This is a genomic window from Bacillus nitratireducens (assembly GCF_036320425.1).
Classification (GTDB): Bacteria; Bacillota; Bacilli; order Bacillales; family Bacillaceae_G; genus Bacillus_A; species Bacillus_A nitratireducens.
In genome coordinates, this window is sequence record NZ_JAUMJO010000008.1 from 1 (window position 1) to 14,291 (window position 14,291).

The window sequence follows — 14,291 nt, forward strand, 5'->3', positions numbered from 1 at the left end:
GGCACGCCGCCAGCGTTCATCCTGAGCCAGGATCAAACTCTCCAATAAAGTTAGTTTGTCTAGCATCTAAAAATAAAAATTGACGTTCACATTGTTTGTTTCGTTCAGTTTTCAAAGAACTTGTCCGCCGCTTCAGAAGCGACTTCATCATATTAACATCTTCATTTTTCGATGTCAACTATGCTTTTTAATTTCTTTTTGTCGTTTTCTGCGTTTCCGCATCAGCGACGTTTATTAATATACCATCATGGTTTTTAAATAACAAGTGTTTTTTATAAAAAAATACAAAAAAAATCATCTAGCCTACTTTCTTCTATAGAAAGAACCATTATCCTTTCTACTGAAAACATTCATTTTGATTGTAGACAACTTACTATACACTATCATCAACCAGACAGTATTCCACATAAACCCCTAATCTTTAGCCCTCTCCCTTTTAAATTTTACAATAACCACAACTCTACTTAAGAAGGACAAAAAAACATTTAAATGTAGAGTAACAAAAAACGAGTCCACTACACTAGAGAAAAACTTTAATTAACGCTTCGCTTCAACAATCAGGAATTTCACTTTCATAAATAACGAACTTCCCTTCAAAATATTAACTTAAGATTATTGTTAGAATTTTTTTACATTTAATTAATGAAAAATATCCATTTTTTGTTATATAGTAAGAAAGTGCCCACACAACTATAAATAAACTAATGGAGGAATTATCTTATGGATAGGTTAACAAAGTTTTCATTAAAAAACCGAGCTGCTATTATCATCATGGTTTTTCTCATTTCCATACTCGGCGTTTATTCCGGCTCTAAATTACCTATGGAATTTTTACCAAGCATCGATAACCCCGCAATAACTGTTACGACATTGTCTCAAGGGCTCGATGCTGAAACGATGACCAAGGACGTGACTGATCCTCTCGAAAAACAATTTCGTAATTTAGAACATATCGATGGCATCACTTCTTCTACACATGAAGGGTTATCGCGCATCGACATCGCATATACATCCAAGGCAAATATGAAAGACGCGGCACGCGAAGTCGAGAAAGCAATTAATACAATTAAATTACCTAAAGATGTAACTAAGCCTGTAGTTAGTCAATTAAATACTTCTATGATTCCACTCGCTCAAATCACCATCCAGAAGCAAAACGGATTTTCAAAAGCTGACGAAAAACAAATCGAGAAAGAAATCGTACCACAACTCGAAAGCATTGATGGTGTTGCCAATGTTATGTTTTTCGGAAAATCAACTTCCGAATTATCCATCGTACTTGATCCTAACCAACTAAAAGATAAAAACGTAACATCACAGCAAGTATTAACAGTTTTACAAGGAAAAGAAACTTCCACTCCAGCCGGAGCAATTACCGTTAATAAGGAAGAATACAATCTTCGTGTCATCGGGGATATAAAAAATGTAAATGACATAAAAAACATCACCGTTACACCTCAAGTAAAATTACAAGATGTCGCTCAAATTGAACTAAAACAACATTACGATACAATCTCACACATAAACGGAGAAGAAGGAACAGGATTAGTCATCATGAAAGAGCCGAGTAAAAACGCGGTTGCAATTGGAAAAGAGATTGATAAAAAGATTAAAGATATAAGTAAGCAATATAAAGATCAGTATTCTATTAAACTTTTAGCTTCAACTCATGAGCAAGTTGAAAACGCTGTTACTAGTATGGGCAAAGAAGTAATCCTTGGGGCCATTGCCGCGACTCTCATTATCTTAATCTTTTTACGTAGCTTCCGAACAACACTCATCGCTGTCGTCAGTATCCCATTATCTATCCTATTAACACTATTTTTACTCCACCAATCTAACATCACACTTAACATTTTAACTCTAGGTGGCTTAGCCGTTGCAGTTGGACGCCTCGTCGATGATAGTATCGTTGTCATTGAAAACATTTTCCGTCGTTTACAAAAAGAACCTTTCTCTAAAGATATTATTCTCGATGCAACAAAAGAGGTCGCCGTCGCAATTACCTCTTCTACTTTAACAACAGTCGCCGTTTTTTTACCTATCGGTCTCGTATCGGGAGTAATCGGAAAACTAATGTTACCTATGGTGTTAGCAGTTGTATATTCTATACTTTCTTCCTTAATTGTGGCATTAACAGTCGTTCCACTTATGGCTTTTTTACTGCTCAAAAAAACAAAACGTCGCAATTCACATTCTTCACCGCGATATGTCGCTACATTAAAGTGGGCTCTTTCTCATAAATTTATCATTCTACTCACTTCTTTTTTATTATTTGCAGGATCAATTGCAGCCTACATACTACTTCCGAAAGCGAACATAAAGTCTGAGGATGATACAATGCTTTCCGTTAACATGACATTTCCAGCTGGTTATGATTCTGAAGCTAAAAAACAAAAAGCCTTTGATTTCGAAAAGAAACTCCTCTCTAATTCTGATGTAACAGATGTTATTTTGCGAATGGGATCTAGCGCAGAAGATGCACAATGGGGACAGACAACGCAAAACAATCTTGCAACTATATTTGTAGTCTTTAAAAAAGGATCTGACATCGACCAATATATTAAAGAATTAAAAAAGGAACATACAGCTTTCGAACCAGCTGAACTTGATTATATAAAAACGAGTTACTCTGACTCCGGAGGCGGAAACAACTTACAATTTAATGTAACAGCTACTAACGAAACAAATTTACAAAAGGCCGCTAACATCGTCGAAACAAAACTAAAAAGCATGGATTCTCTTTCCAAAGTAAAAACAAATATAGAAGAATCTAAAAAAGAATGGCAAATTCATATCGATCAAACAAAGGCTGAGCAACTAGGTTTAACACCAGAATTAGCAGCACAACAAGTATCATTCCTTATGAAGAAATCCCCTATTGGGGAAATCTCAATCAATAATGAAAAAACAACTATTATGATAGAACATAAAAAGGCATCCATTAACAAACAAGAAGATATTTTAAACACAAACATACTATCACCTATTAACGGACCAATTCCTTTAAAAGACATTGCAACTATTTCAGAAAAACAACTTCAAACGGAAATCTTCCATAAAGACGGGAAAGAAACGATTCAAATTACTGCAGAAGCTTCAAGTGACGATTTAAGTAAAGTAAGCGCAGAAGTAAACAAAGCGATAGCCGACTTAGATTTACCTAACGGGGCAAAAGTAAATATCGCAGGTGCTACTGAATCTATGCAAGAGAACTTCACTGATTTATTTAAAATTATGGGGATTGCAATCGGGATTGTATATTTAATTATGGTCATCACATTCGGGCAGGCGCGTGCTCCTTTTGCAATTTTATTCTCCTTGCCATTAGCTGCTGTCGGAGGTATTTTAGGATTAATCATTTCCAGAACACCAGTTGATGTAAATTCCTTGATTGGCGCATTAATGTTAATCGGAATTGTCGTTACAAATGCTATTGTATTAATAGAAAGAGTCCAACAAAATCGAGAAAATGGTATGGAAACAAGAGAAGCCCTATTAGAAGCCGGCTCCACTCGATTACGCCCAATTATTATGACAGCCATAACAACAATCGTCGCTATGCTACCACTCCTATTCGGCCAATCTCAAGCGGGCAGCATGGTATCAAAAAGTCTAGCTGTCGTTGTAATTGGCGGCTTAGCCGCTTCAACCGTTCTTACATTAGTAGTTGTTCCTGTTATGTATGAACTATTAGATAAAATCGGGAGAAAAAGACGCTCCCGCAGAAAAATGAGTACTTCTACAGAAACACCTGATATTTAAACCAAAAGACGTTATCTTCATAATTGAAGATAACGTCTTTTGTATCCCTCTACCTATCCATAAAGTGAATTTTTAATCAGTGAGGGTTTATCCCCCACACTGATTATTAGCCCCCATCTAACTCCTTTGCTCCAGCTGAATTTTGAGGTGGGAGTTTTACTTCCCACAAATAGCGGGATAAATATAATCCATCACTTTTTTACCATACTTCTCTAGCGGCTCTCCAGAATCCACAATAAGATATTCACCATGTAAAGGCCTTTTACTGCCAGCCAGACATTTTTGAAATGCTACTTCTGATCCCACTTTTGTAATTTGACTTATCTTACGTTCACGCGTTTGTAACCTACGATTAATTTCTTCTATACTATTAAGATAACATTCAATATATTTATATGTAGCACCATGTTTCTGACATAAATCTATTCCTTTTTTAACCATCCCTTCGTAGAGACACGGACTATCTAATATCACACTGTGCTCTTGCTCCAACAAAAAATCGATCAGTTCCCACTCAATATCATAGGAGATTCCTCCAACCACTGTTGGTTCAACACCTTTTTCCTTTAATGATTTTAATAAAGCTGATTTCACGACGTCATGATCTACAATAACAGCACCTGTTAATTTAGCGATATACTTAGAAAGTGTCGATTTCCCAGACCCAGGAAACCCCGACATTTGCAGAAAAAACACTTCCAAATCCCTCCCTATTTTCATCCCAATTTCTATATATCAAGTTACCTATTCGGTCACTCTTCTTCTTTTCCTGCCAACAACAAAATGACCGTAAAAAAACTCTCTGTTTTATAAACAGAGAGTTTTCATCTTCAACTTATGCCGCTTTTACCTTCTTCGTCGTTTTACTTTTTCTTTTCGTTCCTGTAAAGCGCTTATGCAATACAGATGCTACCAAGCGTGAAATGACATTGAATAGTAATACCATAATAATTAATACAGCTGCAGATTTTGTCGCAATTAACTTCGCATCTGGGATAATCCCTTCAGAATTCAACTTCCAAATATGAACCGCTAACGTTTCGGCTGGTCTAAATGGATTTAAAGGATGCGCAGGACTCGAGAAGTCCGCTGCTGAATTTAAAATTGGAGATGTTAAACCCGCTGTGTAAATTAATGCCGCTGCTTCACCAAATATACGGCCAGCCGCTAAAATAACACCTGTAATAATTTGTGGCAATGACGACGGGATAATAATACGCACGATCGTTTGCCACTTTGTCGCACCTAATCCAAGGCTCGCCTCTTTTACATTATGAGGAACTTCTGAAATCGCATTTTCACAAACACGTGTTAAACCTGGTAAGTTTAAAATAGTTAAAGCAAGAGCACCACCCATTACCGTGTATCCCCAGCCTGTCATTGTAACAAACACTAACAAACCAAATAGTCCAACAACAATAGAAGGTAAAGACGCCATCGTCTCAATACATAAACGAACAAAACTTAAAAAACGACCTTGTCTTGCATACTCCGCTAAATATATTCCAGCACCTAATCCAAGAGGAATAGATATAACAAGCGTTATAACAAGCATGTAGAAGGAATTGAATAATTGCGGACCAATTCCACCACCAGCTCTTGTATTACTTGGTTCTCCGAATAAGAAACTAGGATCCCAAAATCCCCATCCCTTTTGCAGAATTTCAAACACTAAGAACACTAGCAAAGCCACAACTAAAGCCGCAACTGCATAAAAGATACCTGTCCAAACTTTATTTACCGTTCTTGCATTCATTATTATCGCTCACCTCTTTGCCCAATTGCTCGAATTACTAAAATAAACAGGAATGAAATAACAAGTAAAATCATCGCTAAAGTCCATAACGCATTGTTCCAAGCTGTTCCGTTCAATGTATTCGTCATATCCATTGTCAGAATACCCGTTAACGTTGCTGTCGGACTATATATTCCTTCTGGTAATTTAATCGTGTTCCCGATTACCATTTGAACCGCTAATGCTTCACCAAAAGCACGCGCTAAACCTAAAACTATACCTGTTAAAATCCCTTGTTTTGCAGCTGGAACAATCACTCGGCTAATCGCTTGCCATTTCGTTGATCCTAAACCGTAAGAAGCTTCCAAGTAATCAAATGGAACAGAGCGTATTGCATCAGAAGCGATACTAGCAATAGTAGGTAAAATCATAATACTTAGCACAATAATACCTGCAATTAAACTAAAGCCTACTCCACCAAACGAATCACGTAATAGAGGAACTAAAATTGTAACCCCCAATAATCCGTATACAACTGACGGAATACCAACTAATAATTCCAAAACAGGCTTCAATACTTTATTCCCAAACTTCGGCGAAATTAAATTCATGAATATAGCAAGAGCTATAGCAATCGGTGCACTAATAACGACCGCACCTAACGACACAAGCGTCGAACCTACAATAAAGATTACAGCACCATACGTGCCTTGATCAGCATTTGGATTCCATTTTGTCGATGTTAACACCTCAGTAAATGAGATACCACTTTGCGTGAATGATTGAATTCCTTTTCCGCAAATAAACGCAATAATAGCTAATGTAACAAGAACAATAAAAATACCGCAAAACGTAACAAGTGATCTTCCTATATATTCACTCTTTACGTAATTAATTTGTTTTTTCCCCTTCATCACAGGTCAGACCCCACTTCATAGATTGAAATGAACAGGACTGACCTTGCAGCCAGCCCCATAAATTTTATTACTTATTTAATTTAGACATCGGAATGTAACCCATATCTTCTACTTGTTTTTCAAAGTCTTTACCTTTTACATAGTCGATGTAAGCCTTAGTTGCTTCCTTCGCCTCACCTTTCGTTACCATGTACTCGTAAGACCAGAATGGATATTTACCAGCAGAAATATTTTCAACTTTCGGTTCAGATCCATCAATTTTAACCGTCTGTAACGCACCTTTTTTCTCACCAACCATGTAAGACATTGCCAAGTAACTAACTGAACCTGGAGTAGAGTTAATCGCTTGCTCTACAGCACCATTAGAATCTTGTGTTGTACCAGTTCCATCATTAATTTTCGCGTCTTTCATAACTGTCTTTTCAAAAGTAGCACGTGTACCAGATGAAGCTGGACGGTTAATTACGTTGATTTTTTCATCTTTTCCGCCTACTTCTTTCCAGTTCGTTACTTTTCCAGTGAAGATATCTTGTACTTGTTGTACTGTTAAGTTATCAACTTTTACATCTTTATTTACGACAAGCGCGAATGCGATACCCGCAACTTTGTTATCTACTAATTCTTTTGCTTTTTCAGCATCTTTTATTTTATCTCCAGCTGGAACATCTGAGTTACCAATTTGTACCGCACCAGATGCTACTTGGTTAATCCCAGTTCCACTACCGCCACCTTGAACTTGAATAGAAACCTTTGAATTTTTCTCCATGAATTTCTTTCCAGCTTCCTCCGCAAGAGGTTGAAGAGCTGTAGAGCCAGCCGCTGCAATCGTACCTGATAATTCTTGTTTTGCATCGCTACCTTTAGCAGCTTCCTTATTATCCGTACTTTCTGCTTTTCCACATCCAACTAATGCACCTGCAACAACTAAAGCCGCTAAAGAAAATTTAATACCCTTTTTCATAACCATGTCTTGTACCCCCATTTGGATTATCACTTTTCGAATTCATCTTCTTTCGAACACAAATTCATTGTAGGACAACAATATTATGTGAGTGTTAAGCAATTTTTAAGTTTAAGTAAATAGGGGTAACATCCCGCAAAAGCTAGACATTCCAACATTTATAGTTGAAAAGCCCAACAAAATCCACACTAAACATGCATTATTGTAAATTTAATCTTAACAATGTAAAGCTAGTGTAAATAATTTTCTGCATTTTCCCCTTTAGATTAAAACTACATTTACAATCACCCTATATTTTTAAGGTTTTACACCCTTACTTTATTTACATTGCGAAGAATTTCAGTAATATTTTTTGGTACAACTAAATAAATTGGAACAATTCTAAAAATAATTGAATATTTTTAAAGTACTAATTGACAGCATCATTCAATGTGGTCTACTATATTACTAACAAAAAGTTTACCTGAGGAAACTTTTTAAACTTAAACTAACAATATAGAGATGGGGTAACTTTTATGGTATCGGCTAATACAAAACCACTTTCTGAATTTAAAACAGGAGAGTTTGTACAAATTGAGAAGATACAATTAGAAGGAACTATGAAACGACGTTTATTAGACTTAGGATTTATCCCTGGGGCAACGATTAAAGTATTACAACGCAGTCCACTTGGAGATCCGGTCGCTTATCAAGTAAGCAACACAACTATTGCACTACGTAAGGAAGAAAGTTCCCTTGTTTTCGGGGTATTAATAGGAGATGATTTCAGATGAGCAAACATCGCATTGCTTTAGCTGGCAACCCGAATACCGGGAAAAGTACATTATTTAATACTTTAACAGGCTTAAAACAACATACTGGAAACTGGACGGGAAAAACTGTTTTAAAAGCTGAAGGGGAATATGAACATAACGGAAGTAAATATACATTAATAGATTTACCTGGAACTTACTCACTATATTCAAATTCTGCGGATGAAGAAGTAGCAAGAGATTATATTATATTTGAAAAACCAGAAGTAACTGTAGTTGTTATAGATGCAACTGCAATGGAAAGAAATTTAAATTTAGCACTCCAAGTAATGGAAATGACAAGCAATGTAGTCATTTGTATTAATTTAATTGATGAAGCGGAGAAAAAAGGCATCGTTATTGATGAAAAGAAATTAGCAAAATCGCTCGGTGTACCTGTAGTTAAGATTTCTGCTCGTAACCGAGTAGGTATTGGGCATTTGCTAAATGTTATCTCTAAAGTAGCTAATAAAAAATTAATTCCAACACCAATTAAAATTTCTTACAGTGAAAAAATCGAAAATATGATTCAGGAATTAGAACCGCAAATTTATAAAGTGTTTGGTGATACGTATCCAGCACGTTGGATTGCTTTACGTATTTTAGATGGAGATAAAAATTTCTTAACTACACTTCAAAAACACCATAATGAACCACTTGTAAGGGAGGTCGTAATGAATGGAATCTCACTCAGCCAGTAAAGCTCTTCCATTAGACTATATCATTCAACATGCACAAACACTCTCAAAAGAAGATATACGAGATGATATTGTCGGAGATATTTATCGAACATCTGCAAGCATATGTAAAGAGTCTGTTCAATATACAAATACTGATAAATTGTATCGTTCTGAAAAACTAGATAAAATTTTCACATCTCCCATCTGGGGATTCCCAATTATGCTCGGTATTTTATCTATTATTTTTTATCTTACAATTGCAGGCGCTAACGTACCATCTGATATGATTGCTGAATTCTTCGGATGGGCAGAAGGATATTTAACATCTTGGTTCCAAGCAGCGCATGCACCTGAATGGTTACATGGCATTTTAATACTTGGTTTATTCCGTGGTATCGGTGCTGTTATTAGCGTTATGTTACCACCTATGGCAATCTTTTTCCCTATGTTCGCACTATTAGAAAACTACGGATACTTACCACGTGTCGCTTTTAATATGGATCGCTTATTCAAACGCTCCGGTGCACATGGCAAACAATCTTTAACAATGGCAATGGGTTTTGGTTGTAATGCAGCCGCTATTATGTCAACACGTATTATTGAATCACCACGTGAACGAATGCTTGCAATCTTAACAAACAACTTCGTTCCTTGTAACGGTCGCTGGCCTATGTTAATTTTAATGGCTTCATTATTTATGGCTGCTGGTTATACAGGTAGTATGCAAACATTAGTTACTGCAGGTGTCGTAGTTGGAATGGTTGTAATTGGTGTTATTATGACATTAACTGTTTCTTGGGTACTATCAAAAACAGCTTTAAAAGGTGTGCCAACTCACTACACTCTTGAGTTACCACCGTACCGTAAGCCAAAAGTTTGGAATACAATTGTACGTGCAACACTCGATAAATCAATTTATGTTTTAAAACGAGCTATAGTTGTAGCTGCCCCTGCAGCTGCATTAACTTGGTTACTTGCTAATATTTTCATCGGTGACACAAGCTTACTTATGTATTTTGTAAACTTCCTAGATCCATTCGCTAAAATGTTAGGACTTGACGGGTTTATTTTAGCTGCATTCATTCTTGGACTACCAGCGAATGAAATTGTTATCCCGATTTTATTAATGTCTTATTTATCAACTGGGGCTTTAACTGAGATAGATGATTTTAACCAAATTAAAAATCTATTCTTAGAAAATGGTTGGACTTGGTTAACAGCGTTAAATACAATGTTGTTCTCACTCCTTCATTTCCCGTGCGGAACAACACTGGTTAACATATATAAAGAAACAAAAAGTGCAAAATGGACATTCTTATCGTTCGCAATCCCTACCGTTATCGCAATTGTTGTGACTTTCCTCTCTACACAATTGGTACATTGGTTAGGACTTGTATAAAAACAAAGCATACATAGAAGGTATCCCCCTTCACATATGCTTTGCGCGAAAGAAACCTGAAATTATTCAGGTTTCTTTTTTTCTTTCCACGGCTGAGCTCCATACGTTGTGAGTTTTTTATGAATAAAGTATATGACTCCCGGAAGAACCGCCATTAATATCGTGCAACTAATTCCTAGTCCAGTAAACAACTTAAATCACCTTATTTCACTCTCTTCGGTAAAGCCGAACCCGAATGCTCAATTGTCGGATGAACATGAACAGTAACCTCAGCGTTACTAAAGTAATTTTCACCTTGATCCCAATTCTTACTTATTTTTTTCCACTCTTTATAATTATGCCGCTTATATACTTCCCCTAATGCTAATACATCTACCTTATATTTTTTTTGAACAAGCTTAATCGATTTTTGAATACGCTTCTCCATTTCCTTCGAAATATCCCTCTTCAAGCGCTTTTCATTCATAACTTGTTTATGATCACTAAAGTGCAACTCAGCCAATGTACCTTCCAGAGATAAATGGATATCAAACTTCGGTTTTGTAGCATTTGTCGTAGACACTTTAATCTTTCGGTGCACCTTATGAATTTCATATGTAATAAGCTGGTCTTTTTTACGGATAGTAAAAAAACCTCCAATTTTTTTACCTATTATATAATTCATTCCTACTGTTTGTTCTCCACTCAAACTGCCTACACACTTATTATCCTTCCCACGAAACAACGCTGCTCCGTTCATTTGTACCCCTTGTTTTGTTAGTTCGAGAATAGGTAATACGAAACTTTGGTTAGAAATCATCTTTTCCTGTACTTCACCAATTCTTGCAGCTTCAATCATTTGAGCATTTTTCGGAGGGTGTTCAGCTAACATATCAATATACTGCGCCGGTAAATTTTCAGGCTTGGCACTCTGCTTTAAGATAGCTTCTGCATTTTTCTCAGAAACGAACAAACGAATATTTCTTCTCATCTCGTGATCGCGAATATATACATCTAACGTATTTTGCAAAACATATGGATTCGCTAGTAAATCTTTAGAAAAAATTATCACTTGTATATGCGGAAAGAATAATGAACGACTAATTTTTTTGGCGATAATTCGTATTTGCTCAAAGACACTATCCGCTTTCGCACTAACATTAATATAATTTTCTCCACCTCCATCACCTTGTCCACCTTGTTGCGATAATTTACTAGGAAGTACCATCTGATACGTCCCTTTCATAATTGGATTTGCTTTCTTTTCCTTTACAATATCGTAAGCTGCACCTACTACAAATCCCCTTTCTTCTATTTCTTCTAACTCAGAGCACCCACTTATAAATCCAGCTAAAACCATAACCATTATTATTTTAAGAAGGTGTTTCATTTCTACCATTCCTTCTTTTTATTTTATATACAATAAAAACTAACAAAGGTGCTAACACGACAAACCCCATATCTATCCAAGCTAAATAAGTCCCATAACTTGACAACGTATTCAAATTACTAGGTATCATATTCACCATAAAAATAATCGGGGCACTTACAAAAATAAAAATATGTTTCTTCACTTTTGGAAACATAGCACAAAATAATAAAGATGCGACGTCATAATACATTGCTGTAGTGTTATAAATAGTAATAATCCAAGTAGTAAAAAAAATGGCATCAAATCTTTCTAAAAACCCTCCACCAATTTCAATTTCTTTTCCTAATTCAATTGTTGGATATGTCAATCCACGTGTTGTCATATACGTAAAAACACTAATACAAGTTACATAAATCAAAATGTATGACAACACGTTTACGATCACCGCTTTTGCAACTGCCATTGGCGCTTTTTTCGCTGCCTTATCATTCAACAACACAGCATAAAACAGAGCTACCTCAAATCCGATGAATGTAAAAATAGAATTTTTAACTCCTACAGCATACTGACTGACATTTGTTTGAAAAGCCGGTAGTAAATTATCTATTTCCATTAAGTTCACATTCAATAAAGAAAGAAGCACTATCGCAATTAAAACAATTGGTAGGAATAGAACATTTAATCTTAATAAAGCCGCTCTCGATCCTGCCACTCCATAAATAACAACTAATAAGAAGAAGAAAGACAATAGCTGTATTGGTGTATCACTAAATAAATATGTTTGTGAAATAACCGCAATCATTCGCGATTCATATGCTGTCAGAGCTGCAAACGTTAATACTAAAATGCTACTAATTGTGTATGCAACAGGTTTCGTCAAATGTGCACTTGTATATTGAACAAAGTTTTGTTTTGGGAATAAAATAGCTACCCTCGTTACAAACCAACCTAAAACCGCACATATCAATCCACCCAAAAGCAAAATAATCCAACCGTCCGAAAATAAAGTTTGATCAGCAATATCTCTCGGCATAGACAATGCCCCTATACCAATAATGGTTGACGATACCGCAAACCCAATTTCCCGAGATCCAATCTCTTCATCCCCATACTCAAATGGTTTCAATTACTCTCGCTCCTTTGGACGTAATGTAGAGTCTTTCGTTTGTAAATATTCTGGTCTCTCTTTTAACATTGATTTTGGTAAGCGAACCAATTCTTCTTCCCAATCTTTATAAAAAGCAGGAGCAATAGGTGTTGTATACGGAACCCCAACACTCTTTAAATTTGTAATATGAACCGCAAGTGCAATAAGAGCTAAAATGATTCCGTACAATCCAAAAGCAGTTGCAGCTAACACGAAGACGAAAAGTAAAATTCGAAATGTAATCGTAATGCTATATACAGGAAGTGAAAATGTAGCAATTGCGGTAACCGCAATAATAATTACTAAAAACGGATTTACAATCCCCGCATTTACTGCCGCTTCTCCAATTACAAGACCACCTACGATACCAATTGTTTGTCCCATCGGTTTCGGAAGCCTAATCCCAGCTTCTCGTATTAATTCCATCGTTAATGCCATCATTAACGTTTCTATATAAGCAGGAAATGGCACCCCTTCTCTCGCTCCCGCAATAGAATAAGCTAGTTTAGATGGAATAAGCCCTTGATGATACGATACAAGCGCTACGTACATGGCAGGTAATAAAACAGCAGCGATACCTGATCCCATACGTAAAATTCTTAATAACGTTCCAATTACCCAACGCTCATAATGATCTTCTACAGATTGAAAAATATCAACAAACACTAGTGGAGCTATAAGAGCGAATGGTGACCCATCTACTAAAATGGCCGCTTTCCCTTTCGCCAATGCAGCCACTATATTATCTGGTCTTTCTGTATTTAAAAACTGCGGAAACGGCGACAAATTATTATCTTGAATTAATTGCTCAATCGTTCCTGTCTCAAAAATGACATCTGTCACTATTGATTGAAGACGCCGATCTAGTTCTTTTACAATATAAGGGTTAATAATATCTTCTATATATACTAGGGTTACTTCTTTCTGCGATCGTTTCCCCATAATATAAGATTGAAACCGTAACTTCGGATCACGTAAACCACGGCGAATTAGCATTTTGTTCACATTAATATCTTCATTTAATCCAACTCTCGGTCCACGTATTAAATCTTCTGTCACTGGAGGCTCTAGACTTCTTTTCTCCCAAGCTCTACTGTTAACAACAATAGCCGTTTGAATATTATCAATTAATATGACTGTATCTCCTGCTAAAACCGCATTTATAATATCTGGAAAAGTCGTCTTCATACCGACTTCTGCAATAGAAATAAAACGATCCAATAATGTCTGAACCACAGCTGCTTCATTTGGTATTTCTTCATATTGAAGTGTACGAACTACATATTTATAAACATTATCCTTATCTGTTAACCCACATAAAAAAATAACAGCGCAGCGTGTTAAACTACCAGCAAGAGCAACTTCTCTAATTGTTAAATCATTAGGTGAACCTAACTCATCCCTAATTTCCTTCATAACTTCAAACAAGTTACCTTCTAGCTCTAACAATTTCCCCACCTAGCTTCCTTTTCAACAAGTTTTTAGTTAGATTCCGCTAATAGAAGAAAATATATACAAAAAAGAGCTATCTCTTTTCAAAGATAG

At 36.1% G+C, this 14,291-nt stretch carries 11 protein-coding genes; 4 read left to right on the forward strand and 7 right to left on the reverse strand.

Translation table 11 applies throughout. The features are described from left to right. The first annotated feature begins 720 nt into the window (after nt 1-720). Entirely contained in the window at nt 721-3,765 is a 3,045-nt protein-coding gene (locus tag Q3V31_RS24445) for an efflux RND transporter permease subunit (RefSeq protein WP_329767414.1), read from the forward strand. A 156-nt stretch (nt 3,766-3,921) separates the two neighbouring features. Here Q3V31_RS24445 and Q3V31_RS24450 read toward each other — a convergent pair whose 3' ends face one another. From Q3V31_RS24450 to Q3V31_RS24465, 4 genes are all read right to left on the reverse strand, one after another. Then, nucleotides 3,922-4,461, reverse strand: a complete 540-nt coding sequence (locus Q3V31_RS24450; RefSeq protein ID WP_000465750.1) for a P-loop nucleotide/nucleoside kinase family protein — start codon at nt 4,459-4,461, stop codon at nt 3,922-3,924. A 139-nt stretch (nt 4,462-4,600) separates the two neighbouring features. Continuing rightward, nucleotides 4,601-5,521 carry a phosphate ABC transporter permease PstA gene (pstA, locus tag Q3V31_RS24455; protein WP_000994149.1) on the reverse strand — a complete coding sequence of 307 codons (921 nt, stop codon included), beginning with the start codon at nt 5,519-5,521 and terminating at the stop codon, nt 4,601-4,603. A gap of 2 nt (nt 5,522-5,523) precedes the next feature. Next, nucleotides 5,524-6,414, reverse strand: a complete 891-nt coding sequence (gene pstC, locus Q3V31_RS24460) for a phosphate ABC transporter permease subunit PstC (RefSeq protein ID WP_002074494.1) — start codon at nt 6,412-6,414, stop codon at nt 5,524-5,526. Between the two features lie 70 nt (nt 6,415-6,484). After that, on the reverse strand, nt 6,485-7,384 hold the full coding sequence (locus tag Q3V31_RS24465) for a phosphate ABC transporter substrate-binding protein PstS family protein (RefSeq protein WP_016128717.1): 900 nt from the start codon (nt 7,382-7,384) through the stop codon (nt 6,485-6,487). Nucleotides 7,385-7,893: 509 nt separating this feature from the next. On the opposite strand from Q3V31_RS24465, the gene Q3V31_RS24470 reads away from it, so the two are divergent. Genes Q3V31_RS24470 through Q3V31_RS24480 form a run of 3 tightly spaced genes read left to right on the forward strand, consistent with a single transcriptional unit; the run spans nt 7,894 to nt 10,248 of the window. Next, nucleotides 7,894-8,151 carry a FeoA family protein gene (locus tag Q3V31_RS24470; protein WP_329767415.1) on the forward strand — a complete coding sequence of 86 codons (258 nt, stop codon included), beginning with the start codon at nt 7,894-7,896 and terminating at the stop codon, nt 8,149-8,151. Continuing rightward, nucleotides 8,148-8,870 carry a FeoB small GTPase domain-containing protein gene (locus Q3V31_RS24475; protein ID WP_016128716.1) on the forward strand — a complete coding sequence of 241 codons (723 nt, stop codon included), beginning with the start codon at nt 8,148-8,150 and terminating at the stop codon, nt 8,868-8,870. Before Q3V31_RS24470 ends, Q3V31_RS24475 begins: the two co-directional genes overlap by 4 nt. Further along, on the forward strand, nt 8,848-10,248 hold the full coding sequence (locus tag Q3V31_RS24480) for a nucleoside recognition domain-containing protein (RefSeq protein WP_000443602.1): 1,401 nt from the start codon (nt 8,848-8,850) through the stop codon (nt 10,246-10,248). Before Q3V31_RS24475 ends, Q3V31_RS24480 begins: the two co-directional genes overlap by 23 nt. 202 nt (nt 10,249-10,450) lie before the next feature. Here Q3V31_RS24480 and Q3V31_RS24485 read toward each other — a convergent pair whose 3' ends face one another. The 3 genes from Q3V31_RS24485 to gerLA are packed head-to-tail and all read right to left on the reverse strand — an operon-like array spanning nt 10,451 to nt 14,204. After that, nucleotides 10,451-11,617, reverse strand: coding sequence for a Ger(x)C family spore germination protein (locus tag Q3V31_RS24485; RefSeq protein ID WP_016128715.1), 1,167 nt, complete (start codon nt 11,615-11,617; stop codon nt 10,451-10,453). Then, nucleotides 11,601-12,725, reverse strand: a complete 1,125-nt coding sequence (gene gerLB / locus Q3V31_RS24490) for a spore germination protein GerLB (RefSeq protein WP_016128714.1) — start codon at nt 12,723-12,725, stop codon at nt 11,601-11,603. The genes Q3V31_RS24485 and gerLB overlap by 17 nt, the downstream gene beginning before the upstream one ends. Further along, nucleotides 12,726-14,204, reverse strand: a complete 1,479-nt coding sequence (gene gerLA / locus Q3V31_RS24495; protein WP_141435224.1) for a spore germination protein GerLA — start codon at nt 14,202-14,204, stop codon at nt 12,726-12,728. Nucleotides 14,205-14,291: the final 87 nt, after the last annotated feature.

What these genes read in the sequence shown, in the direction of transcription:
- Q3V31_RS24445 (WP_329767414.1), top strand. Translation starts at nt 721, where the DNA reads ATGGATAGGTTAACAAAGTTTTCATTAAAAAACCGAGCTGCTATTATC.
- pstA (WP_000994149.1), bottom strand. Translation starts at nt 5,521, where the DNA reads ATGAATGCAAGAACGGTAAATAAAGTTTGGACAGGTATCTTTTATGCA.
- pstC (WP_002074494.1), bottom strand. Translation starts at nt 6,414, where the DNA reads ATGAAGGGGAAAAAACAAATTAATTACGTAAAGAGTGAATATATAGGA.
- Q3V31_RS24465 (WP_016128717.1), bottom strand. Translation starts at nt 7,384, where the DNA reads ATGGTTATGAAAAAGGGTATTAAATTTTCTTTAGCGGCTTTAGTTGTT.
- Q3V31_RS24470 (WP_329767415.1), top strand. Translation starts at nt 7,894, where the DNA reads ATGGTATCGGCTAATACAAAACCACTTTCTGAATTTAAAACAGGAGAG.
- Q3V31_RS24475 (WP_016128716.1), top strand. Translation starts at nt 8,148, where the DNA reads ATGAGCAAACATCGCATTGCTTTAGCTGGCAACCCGAATACCGGGAAA.
- Q3V31_RS24480 (WP_000443602.1), top strand. Translation starts at nt 8,848, where the DNA reads ATGGAATCTCACTCAGCCAGTAAAGCTCTTCCATTAGACTATATCATT.
- Q3V31_RS24485 (WP_016128715.1), bottom strand. Translation starts at nt 11,617, where the DNA reads ATGAAACACCTTCTTAAAATAATAATGGTTATGGTTTTAGCTGGATTT.